The organism is Streptomyces sp. NPDC001020, from assembly GCF_053599115.1.
Genome location: NZ_JBSFLQ010000004.1, coordinates 183,027 through 206,877, shown reverse-complemented (window position 1 = coordinate 206,877; position 23,851 = coordinate 183,027). Strand labels below are relative to the sequence as shown.

Sequence of the window (23,851 nt, the reverse complement as noted above, 5' to 3'; positions counted from 1 at the left end):
CTCCGCCGACTGTCAGCGCCAGCACGGCCTGACTCGGAATGCCACCGCCGAACAGGAGGGCCAGAGCCCCTCCTACGGCCAGGACGCCCATGAGGATGAGCAGATCAGACAATTTCATTGTTCTTTTTCTTCTCCGGCCGTCAGTGCCTGCGATGCCTGCCGCGTGGCACGGCGTGCCTGGGCTTGTATTTCGTCTTCGCTACATATTTGAGACCCCTGCCGACACCTTTCCAGGCAGCACCACCGACTCCGCCGGCGAGACCGAAACCGGCGCCCGTGCCCACGCTTCCCCAGAAGTCCCGGCGCTTGAACTTGGCGCGATTTCCGAATCGTCGCTTGGCCCAGTAGTCTCCCGCGCCACCGGCCGCGCCGATCGCGGCGCCGGCAACGATGCATCCGACTACTCCGGTGGCGGCGCAGACGCCCGCTGTGGCGAACGCGGCTCCTGCATAGACCGCACCTCGCAGCAGCCTACGCTTCCATCTCTTGGAGATTCCCCACTTTCCATCGAGGTCCAGGCGGTTGATGGGATCGGCATGAACGTAGTCGTAGGCGTTGGCGTTGCCGCCGTAGACCGGGTCGAGGGAGAGGAAGCGGCCGGTCTGGGGGTTGTAGAGGCGGACACCCATCAGGGTCAGGCCGGTCAGGGTCTCCGCGGAGCGCTGCTTGGCGCCGAGCCAGTTGTAGCGGGTCGGTTCCTGGCCGCTCCTCGGGTTGCCGTACTCGTCCGAGTCCAGGGCGACCGGGGCCTTGCTCGCGTCCAGCGGGAGCTGGAGTGCCACATCACCGTGGATGGTGGTGAGCTGCAGCACCGTGTCGCCGGTCTTGGTGGTGATCGCCGCCAGGTCGCCGGAGGTCCCGTCGACGTTGCGGGTCAGGGCTCCCGTGGTGGTGTCCTCCACGATCCAGCGCGGGTTGTCGCCGTCGCCGTCGTAGTGGTTGAGCTTGGACGCGGTCTGCGTCCAGGTCGATCCACTGCCCGTCTCCACCTTCCAGGAGCGGAAGCGCAGGGCCGCGTCGAGCTGCCACGTCTGGCGCTTTCCGCCGGAGGTCAGCTGGTACGCAAGATCGTTGGCGTAGTAGCCGATGGTGCTGTCCGGCAGGGCGGTCGTACGGCCGAACGCGTCGTAGGTGTACCCGGAGGTCACTAGCCGGTCGGCGCTGTCGTACGTGGAGTTGGCGGCGGTGCCTCCGTTGGTGGGGCAGTCGGTGCCGGGCGCTCCTGTCGCCGTGGTCAGGGACTTGCGGTTGGTGCGCGCGTCGAAGGCGTAGCTGCGGCGCGTGCAGACCGTCTCGTTGGTGTCCTCGACCGTGGTGAGGCGGCCCGTGACGTCGTAGCCGTAAGCCTGGTCGGACCAGCCGGCATGGCTGGTGACCTGGCCGTGGATGGACTCGGTCACCGTGTCCGAGTAGACGATGGTGCCGTCGTTGTCACGGGTGTACGTACGGTCGACGGCGGAACCCGACGGGTCGTTGGTCTGCTTGACGGTGTAGCCGCCGGGCAGCTTCTCGGTCACCACCGCCCCGCCCGCGTCGTACGTTGCCTGGAACGTACCGGCGATCGAGTCGGTGGTCTTTGTGGCCAGGCCGCGCGGTTCGATGGCCGTGTCGTAGGTGTACGTGACCGTCGACGGCACCGTGTCCGTCGCCTTGACCTGCCGGTCGAGCAGGTCGTACTCGGTCGTGGTCTTGCCGCCGTCCGCGTCGGTGTATGCGATCTGGCGGCCGAGCCTGTCGTACGCCTTGGTGATCGTGCCGCCGGTAGGCGAGGTGGTCTTGGCCACCTTGCCGTTGAGCGGGTCGTACTCCGTGGTGGCCTCCGGCACCGCCTGGCCGAGCCCGCCGCTGACGACGGTCTTGATCGACCGGCCCGCGCCGTCGTACATCGTGGTCGTCGTACGGGTGCTGCCGTTGGCGGTCTCGATGACCTTGGCCGTGTTGCCCCACCAGTCGTACTCGGTGGTGCTGCTCGGCAGCCCCGTCGGGTTGGAGCCGCCACCGGTGATCGCGCCGGCGGGTCCGACCGAGCAGACCAGGTCGGCCCACTCCGGTCGGCCGGCGCAGGCGCCGGTCCCGGTCGCGGACCAGTACGTGGTCACGCGGGTCGCCGCGTCCGTGCCTGTCGCACCAGGCAGCAGCTGCTTGACAGTGCGGCCTTGGGCGTCGTACTCCGTGGTCTCGGTGATCGCCAGACCACCCGGGTCCTTGATCGTCTTGGTCGGCAGGCCCTTGGCCCAGTCGTAGACGGTCTGGGTGACCCGGGCCTCGCCCTGGACGGAGGGGTGCTCGCGCACCTGGGCGCCAACGGTGACCTTGGTGATCTGGTCCTTGACCTTGGCGGTGCCGTCCGTGGGCCGGCCCGCGTCGTACTCGTTGACCGTCCACGGACGCGCGGTGACCGAAGTGCCCGTAGACGCCAGCGAGGTGGTGCCCTGCTTGAGATCGGCGGTGAGGTCGACCCTGCGCAGCGGGCCGAACTCCTCCAGTACGCGGGTTCCGGTCTCGTTGTAGACAGACCGGGTCGCCAGCAGGTCGCCACGCTCGGCGCTGGGGAGCTGGGTGATGCCGAGGTCGGCCTGGGTGGCCTTGTCGTCGGCGGTCAGCCCGAGGGCGACGGCGCGGTTGGCGGCGGTCAGTCCACGGACGGTGTTGCCGAAGCGGTCGTATTCGGTGGTGGAGATATGGCCGCCGGGGGTGGCGGAGTTGACCTCACGGCCGGATACGCCCAGGTAGTGCACGTCGGCCCGCTTGTAGGCGGCCGCGGTCAGCGAGCCGCCGGAGTGCGAGGACGGCACGACATCGGCCGGGAAGACCGCGGTCGCGTCCGTCGGTGCGTCGAGCTGGCCCCATGCCTTCACATCCGAGGCACCCATCTTGTTCGGTGCGGCGGTGCCGGTCAGCGGCACGTCGTAGACGATGCTGGTGGCGGCCGTGCCCTCCTCGACATCGGCGGTGCCCTGCTTCAGCCCCGCGCGGGTGGCCTTGAGTAGCATGCCGTCACCGGCGGTGGCGGCGTTGCCCGCCTTGCCGTAGGTGAAGGTCCAGGGCAGTTCGCCGGGCGGGGTGAACTTGACGACCCGCCCCGCGCTGTCGTACTCGTACTGCGTCTTCAGCGCAGGTGAGATGCGAGGGTTCCACGTCTCGCGGAGCCGCCCCTGCGTGTCGTACGCGTACGACGCGATCGAGAGGACCTTGGAGCTGTCAGCCCCCGGCTCGGTGGCCCACAGCCGGATGTTCTTGACCCGGCCCACCACGTCACCGAACTCGGTGTCCGTGGCGGTGGTGGTCAAGGGGTACAGGTATTCCAGGACCCGGCAGCCCTTGGTGGACGGATCGGCGGCGCACTCCGCAGCGGTCGCGGCCGAAGTGGGTGCGATGACCCACTTGGGCCGAGCGACGTCCTTGCCGTTGTAGGTGGTCTTCTGCGAGATCACCGTGGTCGTGGAGTTGGACAGCCCGTCCAGCAGTGTGCTGGAGACCTGCCAGGTCGGCACGGCCGGATCGGGCTTGGTGAACTGCGTGACCGTGCCGTCGGTGTCGGAGAGCGTGAAGGTGCTGCTCACGCTTCCCTTGAGGGTGAGGTCCTCCGAACCCGGTTCCGGAATCCAGCCCGTCTTGGCCGCGTTCGCGGTGAAGTGGGTCTCCTCACCGTCGTTGTCGACCAGGGCCACGGCCGTGTCGGAGATCCTGCGGATGTGGGAGTAGTCGGAGTCCGTCAGCTCGGCGGTCGCGCCCGACACCCACTCCTTGCCGAAGATCGGGGCCTGTCCCTCCTGGGTGGCGCCCTTGTCCGGTGTGCGGGACGAGGCCGTACGCGTGACGGTCATGTCGAACGCGTTGGCGTCGGTGGCCGACAGGCCGAAGTCGCCGGTCAGCATGTTCACCGTACCGGGGCCCACCTCCTGGGTGGTGGCGCCGTCGGCATTGCGATCGACGACCACGGTAAGCGGCTCGGTGCTGCCCGAGGCGCTGTTCGGTCCGGTGAAGTCGGCCTTGATCTGCACCGTGCCGTCGGGGTCAACGGTGTCAGGGGCGTTCCACACCAGCGGGGCGTTCTTGCCGCTGGTCAGCGCTACGGGCCATGCCGTCAGCGGGGTACCGCCGGAGGTCACGTGGCCGGCGGGGATCGCCACCCACTTGTCAGCCTCGGAGCGGCGCCAGGAGAAGGACACCGCGTTGTACTTCGCGCTCTCGGCCTCCGCCACGAGCGGAAGTCGGCGTGCGGTGCGTTCACCGTCGTTGGGCTGGACGAAGCCGCCGGGGCCCGCGTGGAACGTGTACTCGACGGAGTCAGACTTGTTGTCCGCCTTGTCCACGGCCCGCACCTGCAGGGTGTGGGTTCCGTCCTTGGGCGGGGCGACGCTGATGGCCTTGTTCGCGCTGGAACCGCTGGTGGTCACCTTGGTCCAGGTCACGGCGTCCAGCGACCACTCCAGCCAGTTGTGGTCACCTCCGGCCGGCGGGGTGACCGTGAAGGTACCGGCCTGACCTGCGCCCTTGACCCACTTGTCCGACGGGTAGTCCGTGGAGACGACCTTCGTCGGCGCAGAAGGCGCCTTGGTGTCGACGGTGAACGTCTTCCAGGCCGACCAGCCGGTGTTGTAGTGCGTGCCGTCGTACGGGCTGGTGCGGAACTTGTACGTCTTGCCGTCCGCGAGCACGCCGGAGGGCACGGTCACCGAGGCCACTTGCCCCGACGGCACGAACTTGGACACCAGGACGTTGCCGACCTGGGCGTTGGTGGCGGAGTCGAAGATCTGGAAGGTGCCGTTGACCTTGTCTCCGTCGGCGTCGACGAAGGTGTCCCGCAGCGTGGGCGTGGTGGTGTTGACCACGTAGTCGCCGTTGTAGGAGAAGTACGGCGGGCCGGCTTCCTGCTTGGTGCCGGTGCGCGGCCGGTAGTTGTAGTTGACCACCAGCTTCGGCGGGTTCGAGGCCGCGTTGGCGGAGTTGACCCGCTTCCACTGCGCCACCACCGACTCGTCCGTGGCGCGGATGCCCATGTGGCCGCGGGTGGTCTTCGCCGAGGCCCACTCCTGGGCCAGTGTGGTGACGTCGGCGTTGATCCAGCCCTTGGGCTGGGTGCTGGTGCACGACGTGTTGCCGCGGGTCTCGGTGGAGGTGGCCTTCTTCGCCGTCATCGTCGGGCGGTTGGTCCACCGGCTGGAGGTGGAGGCCGCAGGGGAGGACCACACCTCCCACGGGTACGCCTTGCAGTCGGTGTTGCCCGAATGGAAGTTGTACAGCGACAGCTTCGCGTCGAGCACCAGCGCGTCCTGGATCGGCGTGGTGTTCCAGGAGATGAAGGTCTGCGCGGTGCGCGGGGTGCCGTCCGCGTTCTTGGTGCCCGGGTTGCCCCAGTCCAGCTCGACATCGGTCGACTGGTCGACCGTCACCCCCTGCTGTACATAGGTATCGAAGACGTTCGACAGCGAAGAGGTGGACGGGTCGATCGTGACCGGGAACTTCGTCGCCTTGTCGGCGAGGAAGTCCGCGTCCGGGGCGATCACCAGGTCGACGGACGACCCCTTCTGGACCACCTTCAGACCGACTCTGGCCTTGCGGGTGTGCTCACCGGATCGCTCATCCACGGTGGCGTCCCACATCACCGGCGCGGGCATCACGGCCCGCTTCTTGTTCTTCTTGTCGGTGAAGAGCACACTGCCATCGGCGAGTTGCTTCGCCTTCAGGCCCTTGGCCTTAAGCGGCAGCGTGTAGGAGTAGCCGCTCTCGGCACCGGTTCCGGGGCGCTGTTTGAGCTCGACGTACTGCTCGAAGCCGGTCCGGGTGGCCTCCACGACCACGTCCGCGCCCGGTACGGCGTTGACGTACTCCGCCCGCGTGCCATCCAGCTTCGGCTGCGGCAGGCCGCCCTTCCACTGCAGTGTGATCTGCTGATCACCCTCGCCTAAGGTCACCAAGTCGGTGGCTTTGGCCTGCTGAGCAGCTTTCAGCGAAGTCGCCGGGGTCCCGGACCTGCCGGCCAGCCGCAGCCCGCCCGGGTGGGCCTTGGGCTCCACCGTCCCGTCGGAGCCCTGGACGAGATCCAGGTCGACTTCACGCCACTTCCCCGTGGCCTCGTCCGTGAACCGAACGGGGCCGGCGGAAAGTTCCGTGGTGAGCGAACCGTCCTTGTTCGCCCAGGTCGTCGAGGTCTCGGTACGCTCCGACAGCGCCTCCACGCGTTTACCCGACAGCCGGGCGGCCACGCGCGCCGACGGTATGTCCGCCGCTGCGGTGACGGCCGCGCTCTTCGCCTCCATGGGTGCTTGCGGAGTCGCGTCGGCCGTGGAGTACGCGCCGTCAAGCAGTGTGACGGCAAGAGCCAGGGACAGGCTTCCCGCTATCCAGCGAGTGCTCCCCCCAAGCCAAGTAAGTCTGCGCCGATGTGACGCATGGTTTCGAATCATTCGGTTTCTCCGGACCTTTCACTCACGAACCCGCCACATTTGTGACGTCGCTGCGAAGATAGCCGAAGTAAAAAAAGAGCAAAGATGGCAAGCGGTGAGCAAAAGGGATCTTGCTCCGTCAAGTAGGGTCGTGATCTTTTTCACGAAACGAGTTCACGTGACCACGTTTAGTGGCTATGGGGGTCGGTAATCGGCTGACCGCCTGCGCGATCTGCAGGTTGCGTGCCAGATCGCGGCGGTTCCGCTGCAGTTGTGTGCGTGAGCGTCCGCTGGGGTGGCGGTGTCGCTACGTCCAGAAGACCGCGTAGGAGGTCAGGGACCAGCCGGCGAGGATGAGGTAGGGGAAGCCGCGCTGGCGGCCGGGGAAGTAGATGGCGGCGTGCTCGGCGTTCATGGCGGCGCCGGGCGGTAGTCATTGGCTGACCTTCCCCGGGGCGATGGACAGGGGCGGGGTGAGGGCCATGGCTCAGCGCACGAAGAGTTTGGTGAACATCGGGAAGGTCATCGCGGAGGTGCCTCCGCGGAGAAGGGAAGAGTGCGGCGATGCTGTGGCCTGCGAGGCGGGCGACGTTGGACGTCAACCAAGGGGGCTTACGAGATCATCAAAGTGTTGCTTCCTGTTCTGGGGCTCGTTGGTGTGGTATGCGCATCCCTGGCGTAGACCCGTGATCAACCCGCCGTGAAGATAGCGGTGTTGTTCCGGCACCTGGATGAGCGACAGCGGCGGCTGCTCATGGGGTCGAGGCCCGGCTGTTGGGACGTGGCGGTATTCGGGCCGCCGCGCAGGCGGTCGCAGCAAGCGAAACCACGGTCCGCAGGGTCGTGTTCGAGCTGGAAACCGGAAAGGAGCCGTTGGGCCGGGTGTGGCGGCCGGGCGGGGGCCGTAAGCGGGCCACCGAGACCGATCCGGGGCTGTGGCCCGCTCTGCTGTCGCTGGTCGAGCCGGATGAGCGGGGTGATCCGATGTCGCCGCTCCCAGCCCAGCAGAACGGAGCCCGGACGAAGGGGAGTGCGGTCTTGTACGGGCACTCAGGTCGTGGAAGTCGGATCGGTGACGTACTGGTACGGAGCGGACGGCCGATCCGTACCCCAGTACATCACGAGGCATTGGGGCGTTGAGTCAGATCGCCAAGCACCAGGTGGTTACGGAGGGGGTTTCGCGCTCACCGCGAGCGGCGAGCGTGACCGGCGGTTCACACGTCGGCCCAGTCGAGGTGAGCGCGGACCTCGGGCGGCAGTACGCCCTCTTGACCGTTCTCAGCGAGGTAGACGGCACCGTCCGGGCCGCTGATCTCAATGACGTGACCGATGCGGTGGGCCTGGGGCCAGTCTGGGTTGACGGCGAAGTACGCGGGCAGATCCGGGTCGACGGCCTGGAGCTGGTGGATCAGCTGGCGAACGGTGGTCTCGTGTGACAAGAGAGAAGTCCTTGGCTGGTGGAGCAGGGCGGTCGGCGAGGGTCAGACGCAGGCGCAGTAGCGGTTGGGGAAGGCGATGAGCGCGGCGAGGAAGCCGGCCACGGCTCGGGCCGGGACACCCGCCCCGAATGTCTGGCTCCACGCCACCTCGCCGTCGGTGTTTCTGACCTGGATGCGTCACAGCTCGCCGCGCGCGGCCTCCTCGGTTTCGGGGAGGAACCCGACGTACACACGCTGGTCGGGGCTGGAGCAGTGAACGTTGGCGTACGGGTCGGAGATGACGTCCCAACCCTGGCCCTGGAGGAGGTCGACGACCGGGCCCGCACAGTGGCAGTCGAGCAGCCATTCACGGTTGCCGAGCGGGCCGTGAGGAGGTTCGGCGGGGACCGGGAGCGGCGTGGTGGCGGTAAGCGTCACGAGTAGAAGACCCTTCGTTGACCTGGGGTTTTTCGAAGCGGTCGTACGTTGACATGGTCGACGGACAGGTCTCCAGTCCCTTCCGGGGGATAGGCGTCTGCCGTGGGCGAACTGGCTGCGGCGGCGACCGCTGGTGAGCCGTAGGGGAATGGATCGGTCGCCCCGGGAGCTGTTCCCGGGGCGACCGATGGAAGAGGGAAGGGCAGCGCGCTGGACAGGGCGATGCGTACGTACGACGAGGCCGTGGACGACGTGGCGGCGGCGGCCCTGGGCCGATCCCGCATGGCAGATGGTAGACGGATCGAGCTGAGCGTGGAGGAGCTGGGCTTGGCGGTGGGCGCCGCGCGGGAACCCAGCCAGGAGCGTCATGGGGCCTACGGAAGCCTACGGCGACTCTCGTCATGAGCGTGCCGCCGCAACACACCTGTTGTGGGCGGGGCGTGCTGGCAGGACGGCACTGGGACTGCCCGTGGTTGTGGACGCTGTGGGGGCGCGGCCGACAAGGCGACCTGCGTGGGAACGCGCGCGTGCGGCTGCGGCACGCCGGACGTCCAGCGGAGTCGGTACCGGGGGAGACACAGGTCGTATGCGTGCGGCACTGCGGTTTCGTTCCGGGACCTCGAGCTCGTAGCGGAGCACAGGGCTGGGGTCGGCCAAGCGGGCGGTGGTCGCCGCGATCAGGTCGATGGGGACTGCGGAGGTGAACGTGACGTACCAGCGTGAGCTGAAGCCGTCCTGGCCACCCCAGAGCAGCCAGCGGTACTGGTCGCCGCGGAGTTCGGCATGTCGGTTCAGGGCTCGGCCACTGTAGGTGAGGCCGGCGAGTCCGGCGGGGGCGGTGAAGAGGGTGGTGAGCTGGTAGTTCCCTCGCTGCCATCCAGCGTCGTCCAGGGGACGAAAGCCTTCCTCGGCCGGGCCGCGAGGGCCGGTCAGGACAGCGTCCGGATCCTTGGCGTAGCTGGTGGCGAGGGCGGAGGTGAAGGCGGTCACCAACTCTGTTGGCGTGTTGGCGTCGAAGGTGCACAGCCAGTCGGGGGGACCGAACGGGTCGCTGTGGGCGGCGACCTTCCACAAGGTGCTGTCGATGCCTTCGGGGAGGAATCCGAGTCGTACATGCTGGTCGGGGGAGGAGACGTAGACGTTCGCCAGTTCGTCGCTCTGCAGGGTGAAACCGTGGTCGACGAGAGGTTGCAGCGCTGGGTCGCCGATGGCGGTGGAACCGGCGAGGTACAGGGGGGATATGTAGACGTCGCCGTCGGGCGTGTGTGAGGGCATGCGGGATCTCCGGGGGCGAGCGGCGGGCCGTCAGCGCTGACGGCGTGAACGACCATGCGTGACAAGGGATGCGGGCGGGGTTGCGGCCTCCGCCCCGGGAGCGGGCAGGTGGGCGGCGTGCGGCCGGCGCGCCAGGGCCGCCTGAGCCCTGGGGACGGCGGCGGTCGGCTTGGCGAGGCGCACGTGCACCAAGTCGCGGTGGCGGTCGGGGATGTCGCCGACGAGACGCGGCACAGGGTCAGAGCTGGTAAGAGCAACCGCAGCAGCGGTACGCAGGTGCTGCGGGGTGCTGCCGCTGAAGAAGGCCCTCCAACTGGGAGCGCGGACGGGATCGACGCCTCCGGACAGCCGCCACATGGACTTCTCTGGTGTCAGCAGCTCGGTGTACTCGTGGAGCCACCCGCTGCGCGTGCGCAAGGCCGCGTGGTTGTCGGGGGAGACGATCCAGTGCGGCCGACTTCCGTGAACCGACTGCCACTTGTTGCGACGCAGTACGCCCTCCGGGCTGAGGCCGGTGTGGTGCTTGCCGCCGCTGAGGTAGTCCCGGAAGTGGTTGGGCAGGCTGTGGACGAGCGTCTCGGTGAAGGCGGCGACGATCTCCTGGGGCGTGTTGCGGTCGAAGGTGGTGATCCAGTCCGGTACGCCGAGCTGGTCCTCGGCATAGGTGATCGTCCGTCCGCCGTACTGGCTCTCCACGGGGTTGGCGATACGGACTCGCTGGCACGGGCTGGCGTAGTACGTGTCCGCGCCGAAGGCGACGGTCTTCGACCACCCGGCAGCTTTGTCGAGGATGCTGAAGACGGCCTCCTTCGTTCCGGGGCCTGCGAGGTGGACGGGTGCAACGCGGACCTCGGTGGTCGGGGCGAGTTCGCCGAGGTCGAGAGGTGGCATGGGGAAGTACCTCCGGGCGGTGGCGGCGGATGAGGGGCTGGGCGTCACGGCCGGCGGCGTGCTCGTGGCGGAGCCGTGGAGGTGGCGGGGGCTGGCGAACTGGTGTGTGCCGGAGCTGCGCTCCCGTGCGGGGACCGGGACCGTGCCGTCTGGGCACGACGGCCGTGCAGCGGGGTGGTCTTGGCGGATGCCTCGCGTTCGCGGTCCAGCCGACGAGCCGCGGTGCGGTACGCGCTCTGGTCCTGGCGTTCGCCGACCGCCAGGAGATAAATCTCCCGGCGGTGCTGCGAGGATGACGGAGCGTCACGGTACTGGACGACCATGCGCCAGCGGGTCTCCGGATCGACGTAGATCTTGTGGCAGCCCGCGAGCTCGCGGGTCAGCGCCGCGCCGCGTTCGTTGCCGTGGACCAGGTGCTGGAGCTCCAGCAGGGCCAGGTCGCGGATGTTCTCCGGGACCGAGCGCAGGTCGGCCAGAGCCTCGGGACGCGCCGCGAAGGCGTAGCGCGCCCGGCTCACCGCGCACCCCGACGAGAGCGCGGTACGGCGAGGAGTACGGGGCGAGGAGCGACGACAGGCGCCGCGGGGACTGCGAGACCGGCGATTCCGGCGAGCGGGTGCGGGCAGCCTGAGCGCCGCTCGACCTCCTCGTTGGCTGCTTCGAAGCCGTCGATGCGGTAGTCCGGCATCGGAGGTTCGTACGTGTCGGCCATGTCAGGCTCCCGCGGGCTCGGGCGAGGCCAGGAGCCGGTGGTTGGGACGGGTCGGGCTGGTGGTGCATGCGCCGAACGGGCCGTCCGGCGCTCGGAGTTGGAGCAAGGTCGGGTCGAGGTGGTCGCGGTGCCACGTCGAGGGGCCGGTGAGCCCGGCCTCGACGTCGGTGAGCTGCTGCCAGGCCAGCCACAGGGCATGCAGGCGGGCGACGGCCTCGGGGTGCTCCTGCCACTGCCGGCACCAGGGGCGACCGGTGGTGATCTCTCGCCCGTAGACCGGAAGCAGCAGGTCGTGCACCCAACCGGCCAGCGCCGCAAGCTCCTCGACGTATGCGTTGCCGGCGAGCGCCAGGATGAAGATCGAAGCTGGGCCTTCCGGTGAGCCGCCCGGCTCGGCCGCCGCCGACGCGGCGACCAAGCCCTCGCCGTCACCGTGCTCGGCCCCGGTGCCCTCGTCCTCATCCGAAGGCGGGAAGTCGTCGGTGAGCCGGGCGAGCGTCTCGCCCTGTTTGCGGCTCTCCGTGACCAGCCTCGCGACCGTGGAGACCAGGTCGTCCAGATCGTGGTCTGGCACGCGTATCGGCTTGCTCCCCTGAGGTGATTCGGTCATCGCTGCCCCTCCGCAAGGTCGAGTGGTTGGGGTGGCGAGGATCCGGAGAAATCCGGGTTTGGCCCGGCCGGGAATCCGGTGTAGAAACCGCCGTTCACCGCGAACCGTGATGGCAGCAGACCGGGACGGGAGGAGCGAGGATCTCCAGCGCTTGAGCGGCCTGCTGCGGCACAACCCCGTTGCCCAAAGCGGCCAGTTGGGCGGGACGACCCAGTCCCGGCGTTGCCGTCACCCAGCCGGGTTCAAGCCCCTGCATCCACTCCACGAACAGCGGACTGAGACGCCCCGCCCTGTCGGTGGGCGGGGGTGCAGGGCGCGTTACCCGCTCCCACCGGGAGATGGCCGCCGCGTACGGACCCCACGTCTGGGGCCGTCCGCCTCGAACAGCGCCAGTGCCTGCGTCGTACGCGTCCTGGGACGGGCCACCGCGTGCCGACCGGTCGTGGGCGCGGACTCCGTGTCCGGGGCATGCCGCAAGCGGGCTGCCGCCGAGGGCAAGGTCAAGTCCCCGTTGCCGTGGCGCTGGTTCGGCGATCCCTTGGTCCCGTCGGACGCCTTCGGCGTCGGCAGCAGCCACTCCACCTCGTCCGCCAGGTTCGGGCCGTGGCCGCCGCCCACCTTCCGCTTGATCAGGTGCTGACTGCCGCCGTTCGTCGCCAAGTTGCCCGTCGGTGTTTTCAGCAACGCGCCTTGGGCTCATCCGTAACGGCGGTGATCAACGCCACGAGGTTGTCGGTCCAGCAGTCAGACTCCTTGGTCCCGACTTCGACACCACAGCCGCTGCACACAAGGTTGGGGCCATCCTGGCCGGCGACCCCGCAGCAACCAGCCAGACGCCGAGAATCGGAGTGCAGCGCAGTCCCCGGAACGTCATCCGGGTGAAAGGTCAGCAGACTGACATCGAAATTGACCTTGAAGATCGCCGGAGCCATCCGGGGAGAGACGACCTTGTGGACCGCCGGCCGCTCAGGCCCTCTGAGCGGTTCCCCCGGCACCACCTCGCTCGTCAGGGGCTGCTGGCATCTGACGCAGCGAAGGGTGCTCATCTCGTTGCCTCCTCGCCTCCGTACCGTGAGGGGCGAGCTTCTATGACAGTCACGCCGCTGCCGTGGCCCGCCACGAGCCGGTGACACACCCTTCCTCCCAGTGCCACCACCCCTTGGCCTCTCCATGCTCCAAGAGCTTCGGGATCCGAGGCAGGTCCGCATCCGGTGGAACATCGAGAGCCACCATCCGGAACTGCTCGATCCCCTCACCGGTCGTGCCGAGGCGGTGGAACGTCTCCAGCACGGTCTGCCGGGCAGCCCCCGAGCGCCATCCCTCAGGACGATCAGCCGGATGGTGCAGTTCCCTGAAGCCCGCAGCGTCTCGCCAGCCCAGCGGACACCTTCATCGTCGACCTTCACCCGGATGATGTCGTCACTGGCGACTCCGCGTACGAACCACGGAGTGTTGTCCAACCGCACAGTCCCGTCGCCGAGGTCCACCGCCCACAAGCTCTCCGCGCTCGCCGGCGGCCAGCCGTCCTCGTCTGTCTCCAGCCGGAAGTGGACCTTCACGCGGTCGCCTCTGATGTCCGTCACCACAACATCATCCACATCCCGTCTGTACGGCTGGCCTTGGGACTACGCACGAACGGCGTCACCGAATCCGCACCGTGGCGCAGGTGAACGTGGTCTCCTCGAGTAGCTCTGGGGTGATGGCGACGCCGGTCAGATGCTCCGCAAGCGCGAACGCTGCAGGTGAGGACAGTTCTGTCTCGGGAGTCTCCTCGCCAAAATGGAAGCCGGTTCGCTGCAAGACGTCGAGGAGTTCATCGGGAGCGGTGCCCCACCGGTCCTCCGGGAACATGGGGTCGAAGCGCAGCCGTAGCACCTGGTCCTCAGCCCAGAGGAACGTACCGACGGCGTTGACGTTGACGAAGTGAGAGACCCAACTCGCCCCCGCGGAGGCCGGTAGCGCTCGATCTTCGGAGACCCCCAGGTAGCCGTTGGGCTCGATCAGCAGCTCCAAGCACCCACCGCCGTCATGGCGACCAACTGACGGTCACCCTCCGCGAGGTCGAACTGGGCGAAGGCGGCATCAACTACTGGCGCTATACCGTGCAAGGGTGGCTCGGGACGCCCTCCGAGTCGAGACATCACCTCAGTTGGAGACGGGCCCCTCACCAGGGTGAAGCAGTACGCCTCGGAGAGGTCTGGAAAGTCGTTCTCGAACCACGCGTAGTCCGCCCCGGTTTTCATCATGCCACCCATCCTGGCCCCTGCGACTGACAGCCGAAGGAGGCTGGGGCCTCTGACGGGACGGGGAACGGCATCCGCCAGTTCGGGAAGCGTTCTTCTTCCCTCCTGGGCCGCCTTATCAGAGATGCTCGTGGACATCACCCGGAGCGCGCGGACGTTGTCAGTGGCCTCTGTCAGGATGCCTCGGTCAACACCACCAGCTGGAGAGACTATGGCACTTGGGACGTCGGCCCCTTCGACAATGACACCGCAGCGGACCTCTGCTAAGACCTTGATGAGGCAGACACAAACGAACGAGAGGGCATCATCCGCAGCACTCTCACCCGTGTGATCGATACCGAGGGCTACCTCGAAGCACCCGAATCCGAGGCAGCGGTGGCCGCGGCTGCCCTCGTCGCCGCGCAATGCCCAGAGGGCCCGCCGGCCGATTCCGTCTATGGGCCAAAGGAGCCCCTTCCCGACCTCGTCGGCCTGCATGATCTCACCCTCCAGGCACTCGACCGTGTCATGACCGAGCCGTTCGAACTGCTCAAACTCTGGGACGGATCACAGGGCAGCTCTTGGCGCGCGGAGATCCACCGGCTGCAGAACGTGCTCCTGCCGCAACCTCTCGGAGAACAGCTCAAACCGGTCTGAACAGCCTGCCGAAACCGCTCGCCCCACTGGAAGGACGCGATGAGCTGGGACGTGCTCCTGCTACGCCTGCCCGACGACGTCACCTCGATGCAGTGCCTCCCCGATGAATACGAGCCGACTCCGCTCGGCCGCCGGGACGACATCCTTGCGACTGTCACCCGCGCCGTCCCCGAAGCCGACCTTTCCGACCCCACCTGGGGGGAAATCCTCGGACCCACCTGGTCCATGGAACTCAACATCGGCTCAGAGGACCCGGTGGACTCAGTCATGCTCCACATTCGCGGTTCTGGCGACGACGTACTCACCACCGTCTTCCGTCTTGCCGAAGCACTGTGTTGCAAGGTCTTCGACTGCGCAGAAGGGGACCTGATCACGCCGGGGCAGACGTCCGGCTGGCATACCTTCCAGCAGTTCCGTGACCGTGTGATCGGGTCCGCTCGGTGATGCCCGCCGGCCGGATGATCACGTCCTGTGAAGGCAAGGGGGATAGACAACCCCTATGGCTCAGTGACGGGCCGGCCACGGCCGGGCTGTGGGCTCGGCAGCACGCCGAACACGGCCACTCCGGCCTGTGGCCGCTGCTGCTCGACTCACTGGATCCGGCCGACGCCGAGTTCCGGCCCTGGGGATCGGGCGAGGTCTTCCCGGAGCAGATGTCCGCTGCTGCGAGCCACGACCCGGCTGCCCTTCTCGCGAAGTGGTGGGCAACGTACACCGCCGTCGACGAAGACGACATGCTCTCGGCTGAGCGGCGCCTCGCCGTCACCGCCCCCTTCGGACAAAGCTGGCCCGGACGCGCACCCAGCCGAGAGGCCGTGACGAACGCCGACCAGCTGGCCGCCGATTATGCCCAGGCGTTCCTTGCCGACCGTCCCCAGTCGCGTCTGGGGCTGGTCGCCGCCGCATCTGGCGCCGAAGCCCTCACAACCGCGGGATGGTCCGGTCCCGCCAACTACGACAACGACACGGGGAAGTTTGCCGCAGTCGTCGGCGACTGGGAGCACCGATTCGACGTCCGTGTCGTCGCGGTTGGCTTCTCCACCCTGCATCTCAGCGTCGCAGCGCCACCGACGACTGGGGAGGACGCCCTCCGGGTTGCGGCCGAGCACTTCGCATTCTGCCCCGACAACATCTGGCAAGACAGCCGACCGTACACACTGGCTGCATACGCAGAGCGGATCACCGGTGCGCACAACTGGGACTTCTGGTGGGACTGACGCATCCGCCACCTGGGAACGATCAACCACGCGGCGGGAAGCTCTCTTCAGGAGCTTCACCCGCGCCTGATCAAAGGAACTCGTGAACACACCATCAGGCACGGGTTGAGGGCTTCGATGGCGTGGACGATGTGCAACCACAGGTGGAGCTCCCGGGCCACTGGGTACAGTTCCTCCTCCCTTAAGGTCCGAGCGGCCGGTGAGTTCGGTCATGACGGACTCCGATTGTTGTGTCGGTCGGGAAGTGGGGCGCAGGAGGCCGGGACCGGTGCCGAGGGGGTCGCTGTGGCCGCGAGGCGGCTGCGGGCGCGGGCGGCGTCGATGCGGGCGGCGGGTGGCGTCGCACCGGGTTGGCTGGGCGGCTGCCGCGGCGTAGGTTCGGTTTCGTGGGCGACGCGTAGGCGGCGGCGAACGTCGTCCAGTGGGCCGAGCGCGTGCAGGGCGTAGCCGATGAGTTGGCCGGGTGCGAGCGCGTCGCGGTCGGCCAGGGCTCCAACCTGTCGGGCCGTCAAGGCGGCGGTCCGGATGAGAGAGGCTTGGACGACCTGCTCGCCGAAGTGATCGGCGGCCAGGCCCACGAGCGGATCGCACACCCGTCGCACACGCTCGGCGTCGAGCGTCCCGTCGGCCAGAGCACCGCGACGCTGGACTTCCCAGAGCACGGTCAGCTGGTCGATCGGCTCGCCGCGATGGTGCAGGGCCCCCAGCGCCCGGTAGATCTGCTGGTGGCCCGGGTCGGCGAAGTCACCGGGGCGAAGCCATCGCACCAGGTCGAGCAACTGCTCGGGGCAGGAAGCGAGACAGCCGAGCAGGACCTCCTCGTCGGCGAAGACCTGCTCGCCCACCGGCTGAGGGCGCTCGGCCTGGGACTCGTACGCGACAGGCGGCTTCACGGGCCGAGCCTCGGCGCCCCAGCCGCGAGCCAGTTCGGCGAGTACGTCCGTCAGGACTTGAGCGTGGTGCAGCGTCTCTTCCACCGCGCCGGTCCGTCCGTCGTCGAGCGCGGCCTGGTGGAGGCGGGCGGCATGCTGGGCAACACTGCGGTGGATGGCCCCCTCCAGCACCATCCGTCCGTACACCGGGGCGTGGTCGGGGCGCGGACACGCCGATACGAGGGAGTGAATATACGAGGCGGTGAGCCCGCGGGTCCGCGTACTTGCCTCCCGCAGGGTGTCGTTCACCCAGGCCAGCGGGACGGGGTCGCGAGCCGTCGTGGCCGCCGCTGGGTGACGGTCGGCCTTGAGCTTGAGCATCGTGGCGTAGATCGCCGCGTGCGCGGGACGGGAGAAGTGCTCCGGTCGCAGCCAGGGTGAGAGCTGGTCGAGCTGGCCGGGCTCCAGGAAGATCGCGCCCAGCACGGCCTGCTCGGCGTGGACGAGTGGGGTCACGGCCGTGCCTCGGCCTTGCTCTGGGCGCGGATCTCGGCGACGACGCTGTCGGCTGCGGCCAGGTCGGCGGCGAAGCGGTCCAGCTCATCTGTGAAGACGGGGTCCGAGGCCAGCACGGACCCGGATGCGGACACGAGCCACCAGTCGGTGCCGCGCCGTACGACGGGTGCGCCGGCGAGGCGCTCGGAACGGCGGGCCAAAGCCCAGGACGGGGCTGGGTGGGACATGGGAGTACCTCAAGAAGACGAGGGCGAAGGCCCGGGGACACGAGGCGGATGAGGCGTGCTTCATCGCGTCTTGTCAGCCGGGGGCCTGGCAGCACCCTGGTCATGCGGCCGGACCGAAGTCGTCGCGACGCAGGTTCTTGGTCAGCGCTCGCTCGGTGATCGCTGCGGTCTCCTTGGCGGACGCGGCACCATGCCGGTCGGCGTCCGGCTCCCGGTACCAGGGCTTGAGGTCGAGGAGCGCAGGGCGGATGCCGGTGGCCAACAGGAGGGCGGAGCCCTTGGGCAGAGCGCGGATCGCGTCAGCCGGCAGCACGCGTTCCTGGCGCATGGAGACCGACGTGGACTTGCCTGACTCGCTGGTGGACACCGAGACCGTACGGACGTCGTGATCGCCCACCAGGCGGCTGAGCTTGTCCGCGAAGTCGGCGTCGTCGATGCCCGAACCGATGAGCTTGATCGTCGCGGCGGACCACAGGGCGTCCATCCCGGCCTCGCCCCAGACCCGGACGCCTTGGCGGTAGGACTGCAGGATCGTGATCGGGGTAACGCCCCGGGAGCCGAGGTGCGAGTACAGATCCGGCAGGTCGGCGATCTTGCACACGTTGGCGGCCTCGTCGAGGATCGCGAGCAGCGGGGCGTCGAGCCGCCCGCCGTCGCGCTCGGCCTGGATGACAGCCGCGCGCATCACCGCGTCAGCGGCGGCTGCGATGATCGCCGAGGCGGAGCCTCCGCCGTCCTTCGACAGCAGGAACAGGGTGTCCTTGCTGGTGGCGAACGTCTCGGGCTTGAACTCGCGGATCTTGCCGAGGCCGCTGGGCGGCGTGACCCAGGCGGCGATGGCCGGATCGAGCAGGCAGCTGGCGTACTGGCGGGCGGTCTCGAAGATGCCGTCGCGGGTCTCGACGGCGCCGGCCACGGTGCCCTGGAGCTGGGCGGCGACCGCCTCGATTCCGGCGTCCTGGAGCAGGTCGATGGGAGTGCGGTCGGCCGGGGAGGCGAGCCAGGCCAGGACGTCGGTGATCGGCCGCCGGTCACGGGCGGCGGCGAGGAACAGCGCGGTGAGTGTGTTCGCGGCGGCGGTGGACCAGAAGTCGCCCGCGCTCGACTCGTCCACCGAGGCGGTCACGAAGTGCCCGGCCAAGCGGCGGGCCCCGGCGAGATCGTGGGCGTCGGCCAGGATGTCCCACCACATCGTCCGGGGTGCGTGGGCGATCTGCTGCGGATCGAGCGTCCACACCGTGCCAGCTTCGGCGCGGGCTACGAGCGTGGCGGTGTAGGCGTCACGCGCGGCCTTGTTGGAGGTCAGCAGCACGGGTCCGGGAGCGCGCAGGATCGCCGGGATCGCAAGACCGGAGGTCTTGCCGGACCGGGGCGCCATGATCGCCAGGATCACGTCCTCCCACGAGGAGCGGACCTCGCGCGCGCCGGGCGCGAGCGTGCCGAGCAGAACGCCGCGGTCGTCGGGTGCGACGTTCTTGGGCTTGGTGCCCTTGAGGCTGGGGCGCAGGTCGGTCGCCTTGGCCGCGATCTTCTTCGGCATCAGGTCGGCCAGATCGCGCTGGTCGGCCAGCCCCTTGGGGTTGCCGCGCAGACGCAGCCACACCTTCACACCGAGCAGCGCGGCGGCCAGGAGGACGAGTGTGGGCAGGACGTAGCAGGCGCTGAAGAGGACGGGCTGCGGGAGGTCCGGCCAGACCGCATGGGGGTGCAGAAGCGCCGCCGTCGGCTCGTATGGGGTCCAAGAGGCGGACCTGGTGAGGGCGTTGACGCTGTTGGCAAACAACCAAGCCAACGTCCCGGCACCCATACCGAGGGCGGCGACGGACAACATCAGGTACAGCAGGAAGTCGGTGCCGGTGGTGGTCGAGGGTGTGCTGGTACGTGCAGGAGACAAAGCGCGGTCCCGTTACATGGTGCGAGCTGGGCGGTGTGCTGAGGGCGGCGGGTTCTTCTGGCGATCACGAGGGGGCCTCCTGGCGGCCGTGGCGGGTGGAAGAGGAGGGAGCTGTGCACGGCCGGGGGCGCGTTGTCCGGGTACGCCGGTGGGGGTGGTGGTCAGCGTGTCCGGTTCGGCCTGGGCGTGGGCGGCGGAGCGGCAGCGGACGCCTCGGGCGCGGTGGTGGTCGTTCCCGTGCGCCTGGTGGCCGGGGCGGTCGCGTAGTAGTTGGCGACCTGCGTTTGCCAGCTCGGCTTCGCCGGCCGACCGAGTTCCCGCAGCTGGCCGGAGGCTTCGCGGAGGTCCTCGCCGAGGGAGGTGAGCGTCGCGGCGGCTTCCGCGAAGTCGTACGAAAGGTCCCAACCGGCGTCGGTCTCGGATGCCTTGGCCTGCTCGGCGGCGGCTTCGAAGAACTCGCTGAGGCGTACGAGTACGCCGTCGTTGGGATGGAGGATGTGCTGGGTGAGATCAGCGGCGGTCTCATACGTCTCAGCGCCGTTGAGTTCGTCGGTCAGATGCAGGATCTGCTGGCCCTGGACGTGCTCGCCCCGGGGGGCGGAGGGCGTGGTGAGAGCGCCGACGCGCAGATCGCGGCCGAGGTCGACGCGGTAGCCGGCGGTGGTGAGCATATGGGCTGCGTGGCTGGCCATCTGGTTTTCGCGGACTTCACCCATGTCCCAGGGCAGGCGGTACCAGAAGGACAGGGGCGTCGTCTCGATGACGAAGCCCGCGCGCTTGAGGAGAGCGGTGGCGAGTTCGTCTCCGCCTTCGGCGGTGACATCGCCGGTCGGGTGGCGTGTGATGACGACGTCGGGCGGGGTGGGCATCGTGGGGGTTCCGTTCAGAAGTGGGGGTTCTCGGTCGGCCGGTCGCCCGCGGATGCGGCCTCCAGCAGTTCGGGCAGGTCCGCTGGGTCGGCGTCGCGCTGGTCGATCCACCAGCCGGCACGGGTCAGGGGCCGGGCGGCGTCTTCGACGGCCGCCCACTCCGCCTCGCTCGTCGTTCCTTCGACGACGAGTGCGGTGTACGCGGCGGAGAGGAGCTGGTGGCGACAGCGGGTGGCCCAGGCGACCGCGCGGTCGGTGCCGTCCAGCGGGGGCACGCGGTACTGCTCGGACCACGCCTCGGCCTCGGCCTGCTCGGTCGCCCTCTGCTTCGCGAGCCACTCAGCCTTGGCCTCGGTGTCCTCCCTGCGGGAGGCCCGCCAGCAGCCGGTGCAGTCACGGTCGGCGAGCCAGCGGGCGTACCCGGCACGCCGGTCGGCCGGACGGTCGGACGGTCGGAGAAGTCTGCCTCGTTGGTGTGGCCACAGGCGTGGTCAATGGTCCAGAGCTTCTTCACGGCCATGCGACGGACTCCTTGAACGTCGAGGAAAGGGGGATTAGCGGGTGCGACTTGGGCTGGCTGAGGCGTTCTGGGGACGCGGCACTGTGTCGTTGTCCTGATGCTTCGGGGAGGTGGCCGGGCGGTTGGGGGACGATGCCACGGCGGCGCGCGTTCGTGCGGTGTTCGTGACCCGGAGCCATTCCTGCCGATCCGGCAACGGCACGTCGGCCAGGGGTGGGTCGTTCTCGGGAGTCGTGTCAGGCATGACCGCCAGCTCAAGCTGCGCTTCGTCGGGTTGGTCACCGAGGAAGGCGACGTGATGAGCGATGTTGCGCAGGTGAAGGCCCAGCTCCTGCCCGTTGGGCGTGCTGAGTCGCTCGCACCAGGTGGCGGCCGTGTCGATGAACTCCTCCAGGTCGGGCACGACACCGTGGTGTTCGTCGAGGATCTCGCCCAGGACCTCGGAGACGTCCGCCGCGCGGCGCAGCTCGTGTAGTTGCCTGGTCAACGCGGTCAGAGACTGGCCGGGTTGGGGCGCCCGCGCCGGGACTCCGTTCGGCGTCGGGACCGGTGGCGGAATCATGATCCTGGGATCGGCTGCGACGGAGTAACCGGCATCGTGGAATTCGCGGGTCGCGCTGGCCACGGTACGCACCGCCGTGTTGTGGGGAGTGTCGACCGGCAGCAGGTAGACGTCGAGGTACTGGCTGTGGCGGAAGTGGTGCTTGCGCAGGACTTCGTCCAGGAACGGGCGGGCGTCCGCGACGGCGGCGGCCACCCCGGAGTCGGGGTGCATTCCGAAGGCGACGTCCGGTTCGTCTTGCAGAGTCATCGCGAGGGCTCCTTGGCGTGTGCGGTCTGGCGGGTGCGGACTGGCTGTGGGGCGGTGGGAACTGGGCGGTACTCGTCTGCGGCGGCGGGATGTCGTGCCGACGCTTGTGGGCTCGTCTTCTGTGGACCGAAACGGCCTGTAGCCATGCGGGTTTGGTCGTGTGCGGTGTCGGCATAGAGCTGGGTGAGGCGGCGCAGGCCGCGGCGGATCATGCGCTTCACGTGCATGGACGTGACTTCCTGTAGAGGAGCGGGGACAGGGAAGCCGAGGCGATGCGTCGGCCCCCCAGGACCAGGGCCTCGATCGCGAACGGATCGCTCAGGCGTGCATCCGGGCGTCGGTGTCGAACAACTCGTGCTCGTGCGGGTGGAGCAGATGTTGAGTGATGAAGGACCGGCCTGCGACCTTCCACAGGCCGCGCCCCTTGGTGAGGGCGGAGACGGCCTGGGTCTCGACGCCGGTGAGGCCCAGCAGGGCAGCCGCGGAGGCGAGTTGGTCGGCTTCCTGGCGGTAGATGATGCGGGTGGAGCAGTCGGTGAGCAGGCCCTCGGCCAAGGCGCGGCCCCGCGAGCCGGCGTCGCCCGCGGTGAGCAGGTCGCTGAGGCGGTGGATGACCATCATGTTGGCGATGCCGAGCCCTCGGCTGAGTTTCCACTGGCTCTGCATGCGTTCCAGCAGAGCTACGTGCCGCATCACGCGCCATGCCTCGTCGTAGATCACCCAGCGCCGTCCGCCGGTGGGGTCGGCGAGTGCGGATTCCATCCATGCGGAGGCGCAGGTCATCGCAAGGACGAGTGCGGTGTCGTCGCCGGCACCGCCGAGCCGGGACAGGTCGATGGAGAGCATCGGCGCGGTCGGATCGAAGGCCAGGGTGCTCGGCGCGTCGAACATGCCGGCCAGGTCGCCGTGCACGAGGCGCCGCAGCGCGTGGGCTAGGTCCTCCGCCGCCCGTCCCAGGCGTCCGGACAGGTCACCGAGTGCGGCGTCGAGCCGCTCGGGCGAGCCCAGCACGTACGCCACGTCACCGAGCAGCGGGGTGGTCCCGGTGGCTTCGGCGCGTACGACCGCCTGGTCGAGTGCCACGTCCAGGGCGGTGTGCTCCATCGGGTGCAGGTCACGCCGCAGAACCGTCTTCGCGAGCGAGCCGAGCAGAAGCAGACGCCGCTTGCGGACCTCGCCCGCCCAGTCCTCCTCGCTGACGCCGAACGGCCTGGCGGGGGCATCCAGCGGATTCAACCGACCGGGAAGGCCGGGGCCAAGAGCGATGGTCTGCCCGCCCAACGCCTGGGCTACGACGGTCCATTCGCCCTTGGGATCGCACGGCACGTAGATGCGGTAGCCGAAGGCTACGGCGCGTACGGCGAGGGACTTGGCCAGGGCGGACTTGCCCATGCCGATGATCCCGGCGAGCAGGATGTTGGGATTCGTGAAGCCGTCGAGGCGTCCGTACAGCGCGAACGGGTCGTAGGTGAAGGCGGCCTCCGCGTGCACGTCGCGGCCCACGTAGATGCCCTGGGCTCCCAGGCCGCCCTCGGCGAGGAAGGGGTAGGCGCCGGACGCGGTGGCGGTGGTCATCCGGTGGGCGGGGAGCTTGAGACGGCCGCCACGGGCGGAGGCGGGACCGGGGCGTCCGGTGGACGGGTAGGTGGCGCGCAGCTCGCGGTCGATGTTGGTCTCGGCGCGGCGGGCTTCGGGCCGGGCCGCGTGGCGGGCCTTGTCGCGAGCGGCGGCGAACTGGTCGCGAGCGGCGCGGGCGGTGCGACGGTCGGTCTTACGGGGGACGAACAGCGGACTGGCGCTGGCGCGGGTGGTTCGGGCGGGCATGGCGATGGTGCTCCGGTGGTCAGTGGCGGGTGAGGCCGGTGAACGGGTCGCGCAGGTCGGCCGGGGTGTGGTCACGGCGGACGCGGGCGGCGGTGGCGAGGTGGCGCTGGCACACGGTGAGGTCGGGGGCGCCCTCAGGAAGGCGGGCTCGGCACTCCGTCCGGGAAGGGAGACGGCCGGTGAGTCGCTGCGGGGCCGCGTGGTACGCGGCGTGAAGGTGCTCGGCTGCCTGCCACAGCCGGACGCGGCAGGCCCTCAGACGGTCGCCTTCGATGGTGGCCACGGGAGAGGTCCGCGCGGTGTGCGCGTCCAGCAGCCCGTACAGGGCGACCAGGTGGGCGTGCAGGGTGTCCAGTTCGGTGCGGCTGGCGGCGACCGGGGCGACGGGCATGTTGATGGCCCGGTGGAAGTCCAGCGCGGCGGAGGCGAACGGGACGAAGTCCGGCGCCAGTTCGGGCAGGGGCTCGGTTGGCATGGGGTGCCCTTCGG

The 23,851-nt window shown here is 68.9% G+C and carries 24 protein-coding genes and 5 pseudogenes; 5 read left to right on the top strand and 24 right to left on the bottom strand.

What is annotated here, in order from left to right; all coding sequences use genetic code 11:
• Window positions 1-140: 140 nt before the first annotated feature.
• Both ACWDEX_RS05245 and ACWDEX_RS05240 read right to left on the bottom strand, forming a co-directional pair.
• Complete coding sequence (locus ACWDEX_RS05245) at window positions 141-6,263, bottom strand: DNRLRE domain-containing protein (protein ID WP_450461830.1); 6,123 nt, start codon at window positions 6,261-6,263, stop codon at window positions 141-143.
• Window positions 6,264-6,696: 433 nt separating this feature from the next.
• Window positions 6,697-6,822: pseudogene (locus tag ACWDEX_RS05240) on the bottom strand (ABC transporter permease); the annotation flags it as partial.
• Window positions 6,823-7,089: 267 nt separating this feature from the next.
• Here ACWDEX_RS05240 and ACWDEX_RS05235 point away from each other — a divergent pair.
• Window positions 7,090-7,389 (top strand): annotated as a pseudogene (locus ACWDEX_RS05235) (ISAzo13 family transposase); the annotation flags it as partial.
• 214 nt (window positions 7,390-7,603) lie between these two features.
• Here ACWDEX_RS05235 and ACWDEX_RS05230 read toward each other — a convergent pair.
• The 3 genes from ACWDEX_RS05230 to ACWDEX_RS05220 are packed head-to-tail and all read right to left on the bottom strand — an operon-like array spanning window position 7,604 to window position 8,245.
• Entirely contained in the window at window positions 7,604-7,828 is a 225-nt protein-coding gene (locus ACWDEX_RS05230) for a hypothetical protein (protein WP_450461829.1), read from the bottom strand.
• Between the two features lie 42 nt (window positions 7,829-7,870).
• Entirely contained in the window at window positions 7,871-7,975 is a 105-nt protein-coding gene (locus ACWDEX_RS05225; RefSeq protein WP_450461828.1) for a DUF317 domain-containing protein, read from the bottom strand.
• A 30-nt stretch (window positions 7,976-8,005) separates the two neighbouring features.
• Window positions 8,006-8,245, bottom strand: a complete 240-nt coding sequence (locus ACWDEX_RS05220) for a hypothetical protein (protein WP_450461827.1) — start codon at window positions 8,243-8,245, stop codon at window positions 8,006-8,008.
• A 222-nt stretch (window positions 8,246-8,467) separates the two neighbouring features.
• Here ACWDEX_RS05220 and ACWDEX_RS05215 point away from each other — a divergent pair, with 222 nt between their 5' ends.
• Entirely contained in the window at window positions 8,468-8,650 is a 183-nt protein-coding gene (locus ACWDEX_RS05215) for a hypothetical protein (protein ID WP_450461826.1), read from the top strand.
• Here the strand turns inward: ACWDEX_RS05215 and ACWDEX_RS05210 are convergent.
• From ACWDEX_RS05210 to ACWDEX_RS05160, 11 genes and pseudogenes are all read right to left on the bottom strand, one after another.
• Window positions 8,645-9,520 (bottom strand): DUF317 domain-containing protein, encoded by an 876-nt coding sequence (locus ACWDEX_RS05210; protein WP_450461825.1) that lies wholly within the window; start codon window positions 9,518-9,520, stop codon window positions 8,645-8,647. The genes ACWDEX_RS05215 and ACWDEX_RS05210 overlap by 6 nt on opposite strands.
• Before the next feature lie 30 nt (window positions 9,521-9,550).
• The gene (locus ACWDEX_RS05205; protein WP_450461824.1) at window positions 9,551-10,411 is read right to left on the bottom strand and encodes a DUF317 domain-containing protein; all 861 of its coding nucleotides are present in this window, start codon (window positions 10,409-10,411) and stop codon (window positions 9,551-9,553) included.
• 44 nt (window positions 10,412-10,455) lie between these two features.
• Window positions 10,456-10,929, bottom strand: coding sequence for a hypothetical protein (locus tag ACWDEX_RS05200; protein WP_450461823.1), 474 nt, complete (start codon window positions 10,927-10,929; stop codon window positions 10,456-10,458).
• Entirely contained in the window at window positions 10,926-11,123 is a 198-nt protein-coding gene (locus ACWDEX_RS05195) for a hypothetical protein (RefSeq protein ID WP_450461822.1), read from the bottom strand. The genes ACWDEX_RS05200 and ACWDEX_RS05195 overlap by 4 nt, the downstream gene beginning before the upstream one ends.
• Before the next feature lies 1 nt (window position 11,124).
• Window positions 11,125-11,733, bottom strand: a complete 609-nt coding sequence (locus ACWDEX_RS05190; protein ID WP_450461821.1) for a DUF4913 domain-containing protein — start codon at window positions 11,731-11,733, stop codon at window positions 11,125-11,127.
• 318 nt (window positions 11,734-12,051) lie between these two features.
• On the bottom strand, window positions 12,052-12,417 hold the full coding sequence (locus ACWDEX_RS05185) for a hypothetical protein (RefSeq protein WP_450461820.1): 366 nt from the start codon (window positions 12,415-12,417) through the stop codon (window positions 12,052-12,054).
• On the bottom strand, window positions 12,411-12,779 hold the full coding sequence (locus tag ACWDEX_RS05180; RefSeq protein ID WP_450461911.1) for a hypothetical protein: 369 nt from the start codon (window positions 12,777-12,779) through the stop codon (window positions 12,411-12,413). Before ACWDEX_RS05180 ends, ACWDEX_RS05185 begins: the two co-directional genes overlap by 7 nt.
• 49 nt (window positions 12,780-12,828) lie before the next feature.
• Window positions 12,829-13,023: a DUF4265 domain-containing protein gene (locus tag ACWDEX_RS05175; protein ID WP_450461819.1), complete on the bottom strand. Its 195-nt coding sequence runs from the start codon at window positions 13,021-13,023 to the stop codon at window positions 12,829-12,831.
• 83 nt (window positions 13,024-13,106) lie between these two features.
• Window positions 13,107-13,199: pseudogene (locus ACWDEX_RS05170) on the bottom strand (DUF4265 domain-containing protein); the annotation flags it as partial.
• A gap of 175 nt (window positions 13,200-13,374) precedes the next feature.
• On the bottom strand, window positions 13,375-13,746 hold the full coding sequence (locus tag ACWDEX_RS05165; RefSeq protein WP_450461818.1) for a DUF6461 domain-containing protein: 372 nt from the start codon (window positions 13,744-13,746) through the stop codon (window positions 13,375-13,377).
• Window positions 13,734-13,976, bottom strand: a complete 243-nt coding sequence (locus ACWDEX_RS05160) for a DUF6461 domain-containing protein (protein ID WP_450461906.1) — start codon at window positions 13,974-13,976, stop codon at window positions 13,734-13,736. The genes ACWDEX_RS05165 and ACWDEX_RS05160 overlap by 13 nt, the downstream gene beginning before the upstream one ends.
• A gap of 117 nt (window positions 13,977-14,093) precedes the next feature.
• Between ACWDEX_RS05160 and ACWDEX_RS05155 the strand changes: the two are divergent.
• The 3 genes and pseudogenes from ACWDEX_RS05155 to ACWDEX_RS05145 all read left to right on the top strand — a co-directional run bounded on the left by ACWDEX_RS05155 (window position 14,094) and on the right by ACWDEX_RS05145 (window position 15,829).
• Window positions 14,094-14,612 (top strand): annotated as a pseudogene (locus tag ACWDEX_RS05155) (DUF4259 domain-containing protein).
• A 39-nt stretch (window positions 14,613-14,651) separates the two neighbouring features.
• On the top strand, window positions 14,652-15,056 hold the full coding sequence (locus ACWDEX_RS05150) for a hypothetical protein (RefSeq protein ID WP_450461817.1): 405 nt from the start codon (window positions 14,652-14,654) through the stop codon (window positions 15,054-15,056).
• A gap of 14 nt (window positions 15,057-15,070) precedes the next feature.
• Window positions 15,071-15,829, top strand: a complete 759-nt coding sequence (locus tag ACWDEX_RS05145; protein WP_450461816.1) for a DUF4253 domain-containing protein — start codon at window positions 15,071-15,073, stop codon at window positions 15,827-15,829.
• A gap of 209 nt (window positions 15,830-16,038) precedes the next feature.
• Here ACWDEX_RS05145 and ACWDEX_RS05140 read toward each other — a convergent pair whose 3' ends face one another.
• From ACWDEX_RS05140 to ACWDEX_RS05105, 8 genes and pseudogenes are all read right to left on the bottom strand, one after another.
• Window positions 16,039-17,217, bottom strand: a complete 1,179-nt coding sequence (locus tag ACWDEX_RS05140; RefSeq protein WP_450461815.1) for a DnaB-like helicase N-terminal domain-containing protein — start codon at window positions 17,215-17,217, stop codon at window positions 16,039-16,041.
• Window positions 17,214-17,444, bottom strand: coding sequence for a hypothetical protein (locus tag ACWDEX_RS05135; protein WP_450461814.1), 231 nt, complete (start codon window positions 17,442-17,444; stop codon window positions 17,214-17,216). The genes ACWDEX_RS05140 and ACWDEX_RS05135 overlap by 4 nt, the downstream gene beginning before the upstream one ends.
• 100 nt (window positions 17,445-17,544) lie before the next feature.
• On the bottom strand, window positions 17,545-19,338 hold the full coding sequence (locus ACWDEX_RS05130) for a type IV secretory system conjugative DNA transfer family protein (protein WP_450461813.1): 1,794 nt from the start codon (window positions 19,336-19,338) through the stop codon (window positions 17,545-17,547).
• Window positions 19,339-19,499: 161 nt separating this feature from the next.
• Window positions 19,500-20,207, bottom strand: coding sequence for a hypothetical protein (locus ACWDEX_RS05125; RefSeq protein WP_450461812.1), 708 nt, complete (start codon window positions 20,205-20,207; stop codon window positions 19,500-19,502).
• 14 nt (window positions 20,208-20,221) lie between these two features.
• Window positions 20,222-20,727 (bottom strand): annotated as a pseudogene (locus ACWDEX_RS05120) (hypothetical protein).
• 34 nt (window positions 20,728-20,761) lie between these two features.
• Window positions 20,762-21,538 carry a hypothetical protein gene (locus ACWDEX_RS05115; protein WP_450461811.1) on the bottom strand — a complete coding sequence of 259 codons (777 nt, stop codon included), beginning with the start codon at window positions 21,536-21,538 and terminating at the stop codon, window positions 20,762-20,764.
• A 318-nt stretch (window positions 21,539-21,856) separates the two neighbouring features.
• Window positions 21,857-23,362: an ATP-binding protein gene (locus ACWDEX_RS05110; RefSeq protein ID WP_450461810.1), complete on the bottom strand. Its 1,506-nt coding sequence runs from the start codon at window positions 23,360-23,362 to the stop codon at window positions 21,857-21,859.
• A 19-nt stretch (window positions 23,363-23,381) separates the two neighbouring features.
• Window positions 23,382-23,837: a DUF6238 family protein gene (locus ACWDEX_RS05105; protein WP_450461809.1), complete on the bottom strand. Its 456-nt coding sequence runs from the start codon at window positions 23,835-23,837 to the stop codon at window positions 23,382-23,384.
• Between the last annotated feature and the right edge of the window lie 14 nt (window positions 23,838-23,851).